General features: G+C 61.7%; 11 protein-coding genes and 2 pseudogenes. 2 read left to right on the forward strand and 11 right to left on the reverse strand.

Features of this window, described 5'->3' with window-relative positions; all coding sequences use genetic code 11:
* Positions 1 to 5 precede the first annotated feature (5 nt).
* The 10 genes and pseudogenes from E4P82_RS19400 to E4P82_RS19445 form a co-directional block, all read right to left on the reverse strand.
* Complete coding sequence (locus E4P82_RS19400; RefSeq protein WP_169250422.1) at positions 6 to 890, reverse strand: type 1 periplasmic-binding domain-containing protein; 885 nt, start codon at positions 888 to 890, stop codon at positions 6 to 8.
* Between the two features lie 65 nt (positions 891 to 955).
* Positions 956 to 2,134: an acetyltransferase domain-containing protein gene (locus tag E4P82_RS19405; protein ID WP_169250423.1), complete on the reverse strand. Its 1,179-nt coding sequence runs from the start codon at positions 2,132 to 2,134 to the stop codon at positions 956 to 958.
* 58 nt (positions 2,135 to 2,192) lie between these two features.
* Complete coding sequence (locus E4P82_RS19410) at positions 2,193 to 4,109, reverse strand: TonB-dependent receptor (protein WP_312915811.1); 1,917 nt, start codon at positions 4,107 to 4,109, stop codon at positions 2,193 to 2,195.
* A gap of 155 nt (positions 4,110 to 4,264) precedes the next feature.
* Positions 4,265 to 4,676 (reverse strand): annotated as a pseudogene (locus E4P82_RS19415) (lytic transglycosylase domain-containing protein); the annotation flags it as partial.
* Positions 4,677 to 4,993: 317 nt separating this feature from the next.
* Entirely contained in the window at positions 4,994 to 5,269 is a 276-nt protein-coding gene (gene icmT / locus E4P82_RS19420; RefSeq protein WP_169250425.1) for an IcmT/TraK family protein, read from the reverse strand.
* Complete coding sequence (locus E4P82_RS19425) at positions 5,266 to 6,405, reverse strand: type IV pilus twitching motility protein PilT (RefSeq protein WP_169250426.1); 1,140 nt, start codon at positions 6,403 to 6,405, stop codon at positions 5,266 to 5,268. Before E4P82_RS19425 ends, icmT begins: the two co-directional genes overlap by 4 nt.
* A gap of 19 nt (positions 6,406 to 6,424) precedes the next feature.
* Positions 6,425 to 7,369 carry a type IV secretory system conjugative DNA transfer family protein gene (locus E4P82_RS19430; RefSeq protein WP_169250427.1) on the reverse strand — a complete coding sequence of 315 codons (945 nt, stop codon included), beginning with the start codon at positions 7,367 to 7,369 and terminating at the stop codon, positions 6,425 to 6,427.
* The gene (locus E4P82_RS19435) at positions 7,359 to 7,835 is read right to left on the reverse strand and encodes a DotD/TraH family lipoprotein (RefSeq protein ID WP_169250428.1); all 477 of its coding nucleotides are present in this window, start codon (positions 7,833 to 7,835) and stop codon (positions 7,359 to 7,361) included. Before E4P82_RS19435 ends, E4P82_RS19430 begins: the two co-directional genes overlap by 11 nt.
* A complete protein-coding gene (locus tag E4P82_RS19440; RefSeq protein WP_169250429.1) occupies positions 7,832 to 8,260 on the reverse strand; it encodes a hypothetical protein in 429 nt (142 codons plus the stop codon). The genes E4P82_RS19435 and E4P82_RS19440 overlap by 4 nt, the downstream gene beginning before the upstream one ends.
* A gap of 32 nt (positions 8,261 to 8,292) precedes the next feature.
* Positions 8,293 to 9,279 carry a hypothetical protein gene (locus E4P82_RS19445; RefSeq protein ID WP_169250430.1) on the reverse strand — a complete coding sequence of 329 codons (987 nt, stop codon included), beginning with the start codon at positions 9,277 to 9,279 and terminating at the stop codon, positions 8,293 to 8,295.
* Positions 9,280 to 9,407: 128 nt separating this feature from the next.
* On the opposite strand from E4P82_RS19445, the gene E4P82_RS19450 reads away from it, so the two are divergent.
* Complete coding sequence (locus tag E4P82_RS19450) at positions 9,408 to 12,374, forward strand: hypothetical protein (RefSeq protein ID WP_169250431.1); 2,967 nt, start codon at positions 9,408 to 9,410, stop codon at positions 12,372 to 12,374.
* A 319-nt stretch (positions 12,375 to 12,693) separates the two neighbouring features.
* Here the strand turns inward: E4P82_RS19450 and E4P82_RS24000 are convergent, their stop codons facing one another.
* Positions 12,694 to 12,924: a hypothetical protein gene (locus tag E4P82_RS24000; protein ID WP_478219237.1), complete on the reverse strand. Its 231-nt coding sequence runs from the start codon at positions 12,922 to 12,924 to the stop codon at positions 12,694 to 12,696.
* Positions 12,925 to 13,256: 332 nt separating this feature from the next.
* On the opposite strand from E4P82_RS24000, the pseudogene E4P82_RS19465 reads away from it, so the two are divergent.
* Positions 13,257 to 13,880 (forward strand): annotated as a pseudogene (locus E4P82_RS19465) (tetratricopeptide repeat protein); the annotation flags it as partial.

Raw genomic sequence — 13,880 nt, forward strand, 5'->3', positions numbered from 1 at the left:
GGACCTCAGGGTTCGGGGAACAAGGGTTTGGCCTGACGGATCACGTCATCGCGTAAAGCAATGCCCAAGTGCCGGGCTGTTCGCCGGTTGAACGCAAACTGGCTGGCGCGCGAAAACTGTAAACCCGCCGGATGGGTCTGCTGCCGAACCAAAGCGCCGATCTCGGCGCCGACCTCGGTGTAATTGGGATAAAGGGCGAAAAGAAGCCCGTACTTGGTGAGTAAAACGGTCTCGGAAAAGGCGGCGATGCCCCGATCCCAAGTCTGTTCCAACACATAGGAATACAGGAGGTCGGCGTTCAGCGTGAGCGTATTGCGGCCGAACCAGAGGGCCGTGGTTTTGGGATCGAGGGTTTGAAAGGTCATTCTGAGTTGCCGAGCCACGTCGAAAGCATCGGTGACGATGACCCTTTCGACCTCGATCCGCGCGGCCAGCGCGGCCTGTTCCACCTGCGCGATCCAAGGTTGTTCCTGGGCATTGCAGTACACCACCACACGCCGAATGTTGGGCAACAGCGTGTGGAGCATGTGCAGGTAAAGCATCGGATCGAGGGTCAGGCTGATGCCGGGAAGCGGGGTCTGGCTGGGTAGAACGCTGACGCCACCGACGATCACACGGCGAACCGGTGGCGGGTCGCGACCGTAAAGGCTCAGGGCTTGATACCCGAGCAACACCACGGTTTCATCGGGTCCCGCGTCCATCAGCCAGTCTCGGAAGGCTTCGGGGGTGGTCTTGGCCGTGAGGGTTTTGGAGCGCAGCGGTTGTTGGGTCGTGCGCGCCAGTCCCTCCATCATTTGGGCGAACGCCTCCCGATAAGGTTCTGGCGCCTCTGGGTACACCACGAGCAGCGACGCCGAAAACGCAGCGGTCGGAACCCACAGAAAAGCCATGGCGAGGATCACGCGCAGAAGGTCCGTTGTGGCCCCGCGCCATCCACTCGGGTCGGGGTTCGCCATCAACAATACGAAAGCCACCGGTTGCGCCGTCGCGCCTTGACTCCGGCGAACCAGCGACACATCGGGTAGAGCACCACCACGATCCCGATCCACGCCCCGTAGACGACCGGTAACCCAAAGCCCCAGCCGGCCGCGACCGGGTCTTTCGGCAACAGGGCCAGATCAAAACCCAGCGATAACGCGATGACGCCAGCCAACAAACGGACAATTACGAGGTGCGTGATGTAGAAGAACAGCGGCACCCGCCCGAAGGTGGCGAGTGGATCCGCAAGGGGCAAGCGGGTGCGATCGCAGTACGCCAGCAGAATCGAAGCGGGACCGAGAGTCATGAGCAAGAAGATCAGCGAGGGCGGGTACTTGCTCGCGTCGAGAAACGACAGCAGGGTGAATGTTGCCGTCGGTTGCAATGGCCAGGGGTGCGGATCGCCGTACCCGTTCGACAGTCGCAGCAGCAAGAACAGCGCCAGCAGTGCGCACCCAAAACCGACAAGCACGGTTCGGCGCTGGCGCGGCTCCAGATCGAATACACCGCCGAATACATAGCCCACCGCCATGACGCCGATCCAGGGGACCAGCGGATACAGGACCTTGCCCATCGGCGTCGGTCCCTTCTCGTGCAGGATGGGCCACCAGGCCTCCAACGCGCCCAGCCGGGCCGGGTCGATGCCGTCCAACAGGTTATGCCCGACGATCATGACCAGACCGATCCCGCCGACCAGCACGAGCGGTAGCCGCACCAGTCCGGCCAGCACCACCATCGACCCACCGATAGCCCAGATCACTCCCAAAACGGGAGAGCCAGTACCGGGTAAGGTGAAGGTCCAGGCCATGTACACCACCGTCAGTTCCATGACCATTAGGAATAAGCCACGCGTCAGGAGGAAGCGCGACAGCGCGTTTTGATCCAGTTGCAAAGACAGGCGGTGGGCGCTCATGCCGGCGAGCCAGACGAAGATCGGCGCGCAAAGATGCGTGATCCAACGCGTCAGAAACAGCCCGGGGGTCGTGTGTTCTAGATCAAGCGGATCGAAGCTGGGATCAGACAGGTAGGTCCGGGCATGGTCCAACACCATAAGCACCAGGACGAGACCGCGAAGCCGATCGATCGACGCGATGCGCGCGGGTGGGATCGACGCGGCCGCTGGACTGTCCATGCGAGCGACGGTGTGGGGCATCATATTTGTTCTCCGATGGGTCGCTCGAACCCATTCCTCACCCCGATCAAGGCCAAACCGGCTAGAAGCGGCTGGTCACCGTAAAATAGTACGTGCGGCCGGGCAACGGAATGTCCACCGGTAGTGCCGATCCCGGTACGGCATCCTCGGCGTCGGCGTTGAACAGGTTTCTCACTTGGAAGCCGAGCTCGAACCCGGATGTGAACTCGTAGCGCACCAGGCCATCCACGAGGGTGTAGGTTTTGGCGGGGAAACTGGATTCCATGATGCCCCGATCTCGCTGGCCGACATACCACGCTTGAATCGAAAAGAACCACGGCGTTTGCCGGTGTTGCCAGCGCGCGTAGAGAATGTGGTGAGGACTGTAGCCGACATCGGTGTCCGTGGTTTCATCGGTGCTGACTTGATAACTATAGGCGCCGTAAAGCTGCGTGTGACGGTCGATGTCCCACCGTGCTTCCAATTCCACCCCTCGGCCGACTTGGTTGGCGACATTCATGGGTGTCGAGGTTAGGTTCCCGACAGGAACGATATGAATTTGATCCTCGGTTTCCTGATGAAACAGGTTCAGGCGAGTCATGAGATTGGGACGGAATTGATAGTCGAAAGCGAGTTCGAAGCTTTCGATCCGTTCGGGGTCTAGATCGGGATTACCGATGAACGCGGGGGCTTGCCGGGAAGAGGTGTCGATCAGGGACGGGCCTCGGAAACCCTTGCCGTAAATCAGTTTGGTCGTGAGGTAAGGTGAGGTGTCCCACACCAAGGCGATGCGCGGATTGAATTGATCGCCGAAGTCTGAGTAATGGTCGTAGCGGATGCCCAACGTGAGCATCCAATTGGGCGCCAAGGTCCACTCGTCCTGCAAGAAAACGAATTGGAGATCGTGGGAAAATTCGCGCCCGCCGAACATCAACAGATTAGGATCGTGGATGGTCTGGGTGTTTGCAAGGGGAATGAGCGCCCCGTCGATCGAGGTGTAGTTGCGGCTTTCCGAATTTTGCCGTGTTTTGCCCGTCACGGCCCCCAGACCAACGCTGAGATGATGGGCGGGCCACCCGGTGTATTCCGCCGACCCTTGCAATCGAGTTTCGTATTGCTGGGTATCGCTGCTCGCGATGACGCCCTCCGGAAAAATGCCGAACGCACCGGGTGGAAAATAATGGGCATTGTTTAGGACCGACTGATAGTACAGCTCGTCCAAGACGATTTTTGCCGCCCAATCATCACGGTGGGTCGTCCAGGTCAATCGGCCCTCAAGGGTGGTGATGTCCACTCGGCCGAATGGATCGAGTGCGTTGGCTAAACCGACGTTCATTCCGAGATCGCGCCCGAGCGAAGTCCGCAACATGAACGCGATGTTCTCGCTGGTCACATTCAGTTGCGCGCCAAACAGGCGGAGGTGAGTATTGGCCTCACTGGGTGCCCGTGAGGCTTGTGTGCCGAGTAGCCCGTCCAGAATCGTTTGCGAATCGGCCGCGATCAGCGGCGCATTGCCGTCGGTCTCCCGATATTCCAGCGCGCCCACGATTTTGAAATGGCCCGCGCGACCGCCGCCGAACCAGCGGGCATCGCGCATTTGTTGCGAACCGATACCCACCGTGGCTTGGGATTTTTGGGGTGGTGCGCGGCGGGTGATGATGTTCACCGCGGCAGAATAGGCGTCGGCGCCGTACAGGGCCGAACCGGGACCGCGCATGATCTCCACCCGTTCGATGATGTCCAGCGGCACGATGCCCAACACCGCTGCCCGATCTCCGGTCACTTGATTGGTCTGTGGTATTCCATCGAGCAGAAACAGGATGGTTTGGTTAAACGAGGACTTGAATCCACGCACGGAAATGATGGGTTCTATTTGAATCGTGTTTTCGCCCAAGAAAAAGCCGGGTACGGTTTTCAGCACATCCCATAGGTCGCGTGCACCGATATCTTTGATCTGTTGCGCCGTGATGACCGTCGTGACGGCGGGCGCGGTCCGGATCGGCTAGCTGTATCCAGATGCCACCGACACGATGTTCTCGGCGACATCCTCGCGAGTGATGGAATGGGGGCCAAAATAAGGATCACTCTCTTCTGCCGAAGCGACGGTTGTGGTCAGACAGAACCACGAAAGATTGAACGGCAAAAGCCATCTCGTCACGGCCACCTCCCGATTGGGTTGTTTGGCGTGGAGGGCGCTTGTAAATCAGCAACCCGTTGGCTCAGTAAACGATGAGTGAGTTGTACGGTTCTCACGTAATGCTGAGTTTCCCGATACGGCGGAATCCCGCCATATCGATCTACCTTACCCTCACCCGCATTGTAACCGGCCAAAGCCAATGTTACATTCCCGTTAAAGCGATCCAGTAACCACCGCAGATAGCGGGTTCCACCAGCGATGTTCTGAGCCGGATCGTCAGGGTGGGTCACCCCGAAGCGGGCGGCGGTGCCCGGCATCAACTGCATCAATCNCTGGCNGCCGGCGGGGCTGGTTGCCCAACGCGGGCCGGCGGATTCGGCCAGGATCGACCGCCTTGATCAACAAAGGATCAACCCCATGACGTTGGGCATTGCGGAGAATCAGACGAGCCAGGTCGGGTTCGGAACTGGCGCGCGGACGAGGGAACACGGCGTGGCTGTGGAAGGGACGATGACGGCCGTGGAGCGGTGGCCAACACCGGTTTTCGTGGGTGAGAAGCCACACGGTTGCTGATCCGTGCCGTTCGACGGCTTCCCGCCGCCCGGTGGCCTTGCTGAGCGGCCCAGCGCGCCTCCTGGGCCTGGACCTCGGCGTCCAGCCATGAGTGCTCGGCCCAGCCGATCGCGGGAACCGCCAGCAGCACCGCTAACCCGCCACCATACCAATGACGATGCATGGCAATCTCCCTAGCGGAGAAACAATCGTCGGGGACGGCGCGGCGGACACGGCCCGCCCCGCAAGGCGGCTTTCAGACGGCGCCAGGCCATGGCCGGTGGCATCGCCACCCGCGCGAGAACGGCTCCCAGCAGACACGCGGCGACCGCCACGGCGAAGGTCCACCACGCCATGTGCAGGAGCCAAAGCAACAGGGGCCAAGCCAAACGCGCATCCAAGACCCAAAAGGCTTTCGGGTAGTGGGCGGTGTAGCACCAGGGCGCCGCGGATTGGGAAGCGTCGCTCATGCCGCGTAACTCCTCAAAAACTCGGCGTGCACCGCCCCGGTGATCCGCCCATCCCGCAATAGTTGATCGGCATCGGTCTTGAAGGACTGGCCACTGGTATGCACAAAGGTGCGTAAAGTGTTGCTGGTCTTGTCCGGCGGTAAATCCAGCAACGCCGTTTTCAGGTTCACGTCCAACGCCAGCCATTCCCGCACCGCCACCCGCCGGCCCTCGGCCCCCGGCAACAGCCGTTGCGACACGATCAATTGGGTGGCTTCGATCAGGTCGGCGTAAGCGGTATCGCGTTGCCCCTCGGGGAACATCCGCACCATGCGCGACACGGTGGCGGGCACGCCGGTGGTGTGCAGGGTGGTGAAGGTCAAATGACCGGTCAGACACGCCTCCAGGGTGGCCGCCATGGTTTCGTTATCGCGGGATTCGCCAATCAGCAAGGTGGTGGGTCCGCGCCGCAAGCCGTTGCGCACCGCGCGCGGCCAGGACGGCAGATGCCGGCCGATTTGCGACTGCGCGACGACACTGTTCTGAATCGCCACCTCGTCGTAAAGAAACTCGATGGGACTCTCGACCGTCAGCACCACGTCATGGCGTTCCGGATCTTCCAGAATCCGCCGGATCGTCGCCGCCAACAAAGTGGTCTTGCCGCTGCCGGTCGGTCCGGTCACCAACACCAAGCCCTTGCGCACCCCCAGCAACACCGCTTGCAGCGCGGGTGGCACGGCCAAATCCGCCAGCGGGGGCGGCAAGTTGGGATGAATCCGAAAGGTCAGGTGGGTACCGGTCTGATCATCGATCTGGATCGCGGTCGCGTTGACGCGAAAGCGAAACCGTTGTCCGTCGGCCACCATCGAGTAGTCGCCGTCCACGTCCTCGCCCCGACCCAGCGTCGCGGGAACGTGGGCACCCAACACCCGGCTCGCCAATTCTTGCGCTTCACTGAGTTCCAAGCGGCGCTCGGCCACCGGATAGAGCCAACCTTCCTGATTGACGATCAAGGGACGCAGCGCTTGCACATGTAAATCGGTCGCCCCGTGGCGCGCGGCAGCCAACAAACAAGCATCCAAATCCGCTTGGGTCAACCGGATCGGCAACGGCGGCCAGTCACCCGAACCCATGGAGCGCTCACGATCAGGGGTCATGCTCACTCCTTGCTCACGCCTATTGCACCGAACCGCCATCGTCGTAGGTCGTCAACACCTCCGGCAGGGCGTTCCACGGCAGCCGGCCCTTGCGAGTGGGACCTCGGAACCGGGGAAACCGGGACAAGGTGACCTCGGTGCGACCGATCAGCAGTTCGTGGCGATCCAGTTTGACGCCGCGCCGGGAGACCCGCGTGGCGGGGGCGGTGACCAGGCCGCGTTCCAGCAACACGAGATAGCGGACTCGGCCCAGAAAGGCCCGATGCAGCTCGCCCACGCGGGCCTTGAACGCCAGTTCGGCTTGTTGTTCGCCTTGGGTCCAGCCCTGGCGCACCGCCTCCGCCCACACCCGTTCCTCCGCCGCGTTTTGCGGCAACAACGCCCCTTCCGGTTTCACGGGCGGGGGATAATCCGGGGCCATCAGAAAATCCCGCCACGTCGGGGGCGCGGCCACCACTTGCGCGGTTTCGATCATCTGGTAGGACTGCTCGATCTTGGCGAGCCGGGCACCATCGACCTCGGCGTGGCGACGCGCCTCGATCACGATCGGTGGCAACACCAGTCCCTTTTCCATCAAGAGCTGATCGAAGCGGTAAATCTCGTCCAGCCACGCGGCAACGGTTTCCACCGTGGCGTTCTGATCACGGGAAATCCGCGCCAAGGCCGTCTGACTGCCGACTTGCAGGCCGGTTTCCCGCACCGCCCGTTCCCGCAAGGCCGGTTCGGGGTTCTCGACCTGGCCTCGTAAGGCGGGTCGCCACCCTTGCAGCTCATCGAGGGTCGGTAAGGGAGTGAGTGTTTCGCCAGCGGTCACCGTGGAGCGGGACGCGGTATCGGCCGCCCGGTCGGTGGCTGGCGTCGCGATCGCGGCGGGGTTCGTGTCGAACGCCCCAACGTTCGGGACCGGCAGCACCGCCAGTAGCGCGACCCCAATGACCGGTCGTCGGATCGACTCAATCCACATGCTCGAACCGCACGCGCAACAGGCGCCGCGCCTCATCGATGTCCAAGGACGCGCGATCCCGTGCTTGCCAGGACGCATCCCGTAACACCGCGATGGCCGGAATCTGCTCGGCGTTCACCCGCACGATCAAGGCATTGACGGGCGGTTGCCCGAGTTGTTGGTAGCCATAACCGGTTTGCTGGGCCACGGTCGCGACCAGCGTGTGATAGGGACCCACCCAAGCGATGGAAATCGGTCCGTCCAAGCCCGCCGGCGTGCGCCAGACCCCGCCGGTTTCCGCCAAACCGGTCCCGGTCTTGGCCTGTTGCAGGGCCGACAATTGCCAAAGCGCCGCCTTGGCATCCAGCGCGGCCCGCTGTAATTCCTGTTCGACGAAATTCGGGGTTTTCGGCGGCGGGGGTGTCGCGCAACCGGTCAGCACGACCGCCAGGGCCAGGATCGGAAAACGAAAGGCTTGCGGTCTCATGAGCGCTCCCAAAACGGTGGAAACCAGACGGCGGGGGATCGGACCCACTCCCCCAACGTCGCGAGTCGGCCCCCCCGAATCTGCCAGACCCGCAAGGAACTCTGGACACTGGCCGCCAGAAAGAGCAGCGCCAACAGGACCGCCAGCAGGGCAACGAAACCGCCGAAGGTGAGAGTGGCGCTGGTGACGCTGAACGACAAGGCAAAACAGGCCGCGCCCACCCGTCCATAAAAGCGCAGCGTGTGCGTGCGACGAATACGGCGGAGATCGGCGGGGGTCAGTCCGTACTGATCAACGGCGGCCGTGAAACGGGCACGCTCATCGGAGACGGGTTCCATGGCGGGAGACGGCGTTGCAATCCGCGCTCGAACGGCCGTCTGGTGCCCGATCCCCATGAATCGCGCACCGCCGATCAAGCGCCACAAGGAGACGCTCCATCGGCGAAAGCGATGGGCACTCACTCGACCACCTTGGCGCGCATGGCGGCCTCGGTCAGCCGGGCGATTTGTTCCTCGCCTTGCTGTTCGGTCAAGACCTCCAACAGCGTTGCCATCGTCACCGCCAAATCCTGTTGCTGGCGGTACTGCCGCATCGCCATCTGCATTTTCCAGGTCTCGATCATCAGCTTCTCGCGTTCCAGCGAACCCGGTGGCGCTTTCAACACCTGATCGACCCATTCCCGATCGCCGAATCGCCGTTCGACATCGTTAAAGATCACCTCTTGCGGACTGCGGCCTTGATGCCGCTTGCGCTCGGCATAGCTGTTCGCCAGCACCTTGCGGGCGATGGCCTTGCGGGCGGCGTAGGTCAACAGATAGCCGCGCAATTGATCGGCTTGCGGCGATTTTTCCAGGTGCGCGGGCAAGGCGGGCAAGGGCGCGGGCGCGGTGAGGTTCTCCAGAAAAGCCCGCGCCGCCGCGTCTTGTTCGGTGGAATAGCCGCGCGTGTCCAGCAACAAACCGGCGTCCAGGTCCCCGTTGGGTAAGGTGCTGGTCGCGCTGCATCGCCCTCGCGCCCGATCGGGTGCGGCGCAATACCGGCTTTCGTGCCGGCGGACCCGCTCCACCACGGTTTGAATCGGATTGGCATTGCCGGTCACCGTGGTAATGCCCTGCTGAATCTGGCCGTTCACCAGCCCCGGAACGAACTGGTCCACGGTTCTCAGTTCTCGCGCCAAGGCCAGCGTCGCGCAGCTTTGAGGTGGGGGTAGCATCGCCATCGTGACCTGCTTTTGCCAGATTTCGAGGCGCTTGCGGTTGATGGCGTCCGCCGACTGCAAATGGGCATCCACGATGTCTTGGGTGTTGTTCATCATCTGCGGCTGCTGAAACAGATAGAAATACAGCATCAAGGCGACGAACTCGGGCAGCGCGGCCCCGGCGGAAAGGGGCGTGGTGATCAACGCCAGCGCCAGGACAAACCCCAACAAGCGACGGCAACGCATAAGCTCTTCCTCAAATAAAATAATACTTATAATGCAATTATTGATTAGCTTATGATAGCTTTCAATCCATATCAATACATTTCAAATCCATCGAATCACTAAAATCCTTGAATCTCGTGGAGGCTGACATGCTGGAAGGGCTGGAGGTGGTTCTGCATGCGCTCACCCAAGCGGCGGGCGTGTATGCGGAAGATCGTTGCCAATTGGAAGCCGCCGACTCGGACACGGCGTTGGTGATGACCGGTGGCGGCTTGATGACGGCCATCGCCTTACAGGGCTTGCGTCAGCAATGGGATGCCCCCGCTTTCGAGCGCCTGGTGGAAGCCGTCACCGTGGCGTTGACGCCCATGGCCCACCGGACGTGCCATTCGGTGCAGTTCGTGTTGGAACGCGATCCCGACCGCACGGTGGGGGAGGTGGAACGCCTGCTGTTTCCGTTACGGCGCGCGGCGCGGCGCTTGGGCATGGCGATGGATGAATTGCTGGACGATCACCGGGATCGCTTATTGGAAAACTGCGTCAGTGAACGCACCACGGTGACGGTCTGGACCCATCGGAGTGCTTTGACGGCACCGGAACAACGGCAGGAACGCCAGCGCTATCGGCAAGGTTTTCGCAAGCTGACCCCACCGTATCCCCCGCTGGAGGGACAAAATGTCGCGGCGGTCTTCCGGCCGTTGCGGGAAACCCACACGGCGGTGGTGCAAACCTTGGTCCGTGATCTCGATGCCGCCGGCCTGTTTCTGGATCTCTTGAGCGATCATGATTTTCTGCATGCCCTGCGCACGTCTCTGGAACCCATGACCAGCCCGGCGTGGCGGGCATTGCTTCCCGGCGATCCGTTGCCCCGCCGGGCTTGGGGTCGCCGGCGGGATTTGTCGGAGTTGTGGTATCCCCGCATCGGCTATCAATTGTTGGAAACGCCGTTCGAGCGGCCGTTGCCGGATGGGGTGGTCCAGGCGGGAGAACGCTGGCTGAGTTCGGTGTATATGGAGTTCGGTCCGCAAGACTTGCGGGCCTTTGCCGCTTTATTCGCGGAACTGGATCGGGCGCTGCCGGTGCGGATCGCGTTTCAGTTGGACGGCGGTTTTAGTCATTGGCGCCTGCGCCGGGTACTGGCCGATTTCTGGGCTTTCGCCGGGGAGTACAACCGGCGGATCAGCGAGGCGTTTACCGATCTCGACGTCACGCGACGGACGCAACCCACGCCGCGTTTGCGGGTCTGCGCCACCACCTGGGGGCCGGACGCGGCCACGGCGCGGGCACGCGTGGCGCGCTTGCGCGCGGCCTTGGAAGCCTGGGGCGCGCAACAGTGGCGGATCGAACGCGGCGCCCCGGCCGGCGCGGTGCTGGCCTCGCTGCCCGGTTTCGCGGTCGATCTGTCACCGGGCGAACCGCACGCCGCGCCCTTGTCGGACGCGGTGCGATTGTTACCGCTGACCCGCCCGGCCTTGCCTTGGGCGCGCGGCACGGTGGTGTTTCGCTCCGGCGATGGCAAGTTGTTGCCCTTTCAACCGAGTTCGGAGTTGCAAGCGGCCTGGATCACCCTGTACGCCGGCACCTTGGGATCGGGTAAAAGTCTGACCCTGCACCACGACAATCTGGCGTACTTGCTGAACGGGGAACAGGCGGTGCCTTATCTCAGTATCATCGAGCCGGGCGCCAGCAGTCAGGGCTTGATCGAGCTGTGCCAAGCCGAAGTGTCGCCGGACCGGCGGGCCTTGTTCGTGTACCGTCGCTTGCGCCAAACCCCGGCGGATGCGATCAATCCGCTGGATCTGCAATTGGGCTTGCGGGATCTGTTGCCGCACGAGCGCGCGTTCGCGCGGAATTTCCTGACCGTGCTGGCGACGCCGGCCGGGCAAGACCACCCGCCGCCGGGGGTGTTGGAGGTGGTGTCGGAAGTGGTGTTGGGTTTGTATCCGCATTTCGCCGACGACGCGCATGGTCATCCCAAACGCTACGAAGCCCGGCGCGATGTGCGGGTGGATCGGGCACTGGCGGAACATGGCATTGCGGCGGATACCCAAACGCCGTGGTTTCATCTGGTCGATCGTCTGTTTGCCGCCGGCGATGTCCGAAACGCGCAACGGGCCAATCGGTTTGCCGCGCCGTTGCTGGTCGATGCCATCGGCTTTCTGGCGCAATCCGAAAAGATCCGCAAGACCTGGGGGGCGGTCACCGTCACCGATCGTGGTCCCTTGATCGACTTCGTGGTGCGACAATGGACCTATGCGCTCAATGTCTTCCCGATGCTCTCCGCCCCGACGGCGGTGGATGTGACTGGGGCGCGGGTTCTCTCCCTGGATGTCGAGGAAATCGCCACGCGCGGGGGCGTGTTCTCGGCCTGGGAGGCGAGCGTGGCCCTGATGTTGGCCCGTCATGTCGCCGTCGCCCACTTCTACCTGCACGAAAACCAAATTGGGGATTGGCCGCCGCTGTATCAACCCTATCAACGCCAGCGCATCCTGGAATTGCGCGCCCAACATAAACGGATTTGTCTGGATGAAATGCATCGACTACGCGGGGGCGCGGCAGCGACCATGGCTCAGTTGGAAACCGATGCCCTGGAAAGCCGCAAGCACGGCGTGGAAATGGCGTTTTGCAGCCCCTTGTTCGATCACTTCCCCCACGGCATTCTGCAAATGGCCACCACCCGGATCGTGCTGGGGGCCTCGGAAGAGGAGGGCGATCGCATCGCCGAACGTTTCGGCCTCAATCCCGCCGAACGGCGGGCCATGCGGCAACACCTGCACGGACCCACCCCGGATGGTGCGCCGATGCTGATCTCGGTGGACACCTCGCGCGGCCGGTTCACCCAACTGGTCATCCTCACCACCGGCGTGCAAGAGCGTTGGGCCTTGACCACGGTGGAACAGGATCGGGCATTGCGCGTGCAGGTCATGGCGAAGTTGCCCGCCGCCCAAGCCCGTCGCGCCCTGGCGAAACACTTTCCCGGCGGGTCCTGTGTCGCCGAACTGCGCACCCGCACCGAACGCTTGGAATTGACGCGGGGCATGGTGATTGCGGAGGAAGATCGCCGCTTGTTGATTCAGGAACTGGCCGACGAGGTGGTGGCCGGCGCGGGGAGTTGAGGGGGTCAGCTTTCATCCGGGCAGGCCGATAACCAGAGACGGCGCTTTCATCGCAGTGGCGATCAGGAATCCGTCCAGTATGGAAGAAGGCGTCATGCTACCGGCTGGGATGGGTTTCGGTTCAACCGTAGGTTTCTTGTAGTCAAGCAGGCTTACCGAAAGGACACGCCCAATTATCCATGTTGTTGGAAGGCATCGACTGGCGGTGTCCAGTACGGACCGCGCCGTTGCAGGCGGTATAAGCGCCTATACTGAAAACATGGCCGATACCGATGCCCGGCTCGATGATGTCCCAACGCTGAAAGCGATGATTGCCCGCTCACAGGCGGAAATCGCGCATTAGCAAGCAGAGATTACCCCTCTCAAGCTGTGGATCGCCAAACTGCACCGGCAGCCATTCGGCCGGCGCTCGGAGCGGGCCGACAAACTCCTCGACCCACTCGAACCGCACCTGGAAGAACCGGAAACCGGCGCGGCGGATTGAGGCACGCGGATCGAGCCCGTCCGTTCTCGATCCACCACCGTGCCCGAGCCCGTCGAGCGCGGACACTGCGGACACCCGATCGCTCGCGCTCGCCCCGCGACGGGAACGTCAACAGAGTTGTTGAATCGGTATCTCACAGGTAAAGGTCAGCCAATGGACGAACAGCGACTGCAAGCGTATCTCACCCTGATCGACCAGCTTTTGATTAGCGCTCCTACAGCATCATACCGAATGGGGGGATGAAGATCTGCTAGCGGTGATGGTACAAGCGGCGGATGACCTGGAGCAACAAGGAGAACCCAATGCTTAAATGGCTACGGCAGTTTGCCCAACGGTTGGCAGTAAGGATGTGGAGGAGATCATCAAGAGATTTGCTTAGGCCTTGGGGGAGAGACGGCATGCCCAACATCTATTTACATGTAAACACTCTCGAACCATCAATGCAAAAATCTTTAGAATTTTTAGCGATAGTCCTGCAACTAATTGTGGATAATCGAAAGGACATACAGCAAATCTATCCTTACCTGAAAGCGAATCAACAGCGACTGAATGACACATTGTTAGAGGCAATATCTATTGCGGCTCCTAGTTGGTTCAATGGGGATAAAAACCAACAAAAGTTGGTTGCGGCGATGTTTGGCGGATTCGGCAATTTAATCGCTCAGTTTCCATTGGGAAACCGTGAGATTAATTTGGAATTAGCCATTACTGCCTATCAGCAAGCGTTGCAGGTCTTTACCCGGGAGGCCTTCCCTAAGCAATGGGCCGCGATGCAAAACGACCTGGCCAATGCGTATAGCCAACGGATCCGGGGCGAGCGGGCGGAGAACCTGGAACAGGCCCTCGCCGCCTTCCAATTGGTGTTGCAGGTCGATACTCGGGAAGCTTTCCCCGTCGATTGGGCCATGACGCAACACAACCTGGCCAATGCGTACCGCGACCGGATCCGACGGGCGAGCGGGCGGAGAACCTGGAACAGGCCCTCGCCGCCTGCCGGTTGGCGTTGCAGGTCTATACTCGGG

The organism is Candidatus Competibacter phosphatis (assembly GCF_012939995.1).
Classification (GTDB): Bacteria; Pseudomonadota; Gammaproteobacteria; order Competibacterales; family Competibacteraceae; genus Competibacter; species Competibacter phosphatis.

Bases quoted from the DNA above. Each gene is read 5' to 3' on its own strand.
- E4P82_RS19400 (WP_169250422.1), bottom strand. From the start codon at position 890: ATGGCTTTTCTGTGGGTTCCGACCGCTGCGTTTTCGGCGTCGCTGCTC.
- E4P82_RS19405 (WP_169250423.1), bottom strand. From the start codon at position 2,134: ATGATGCCCCACACCGTCGCTCGCATGGACAGTCCAGCGGCCGCGTCG.
- icmT (WP_169250425.1), bottom strand. From the start codon at position 5,269: ATGAGCGACGCTTCCCAATCCGCGGCGCCCTGGTGCTACACCGCCCAC.
- E4P82_RS19425 (WP_169250426.1), bottom strand. From the start codon at position 6,405: ATGACCCCTGATCGTGAGCGCTCCATGGGTTCGGGTGACTGGCCGCCG.
- E4P82_RS19430 (WP_169250427.1), bottom strand. From the start codon at position 7,369: ATGTGGATTGAGTCGATCCGACGACCGGTCATTGGGGTCGCGCTACTG.
- E4P82_RS19435 (WP_169250428.1), bottom strand. From the start codon at position 7,835: ATGAGACCGCAAGCCTTTCGTTTTCCGATCCTGGCCCTGGCGGTCGTG.
- E4P82_RS19445 (WP_169250430.1), bottom strand. From the start codon at position 9,279: ATGCGTTGCCGTCGCTTGTTGGGGTTTGTCCTGGCGCTGGCGTTGATC.
- E4P82_RS19450 (WP_169250431.1), top strand. From the start codon at position 9,408: ATGCTGGAAGGGCTGGAGGTGGTTCTGCATGCGCTCACCCAAGCGGCG.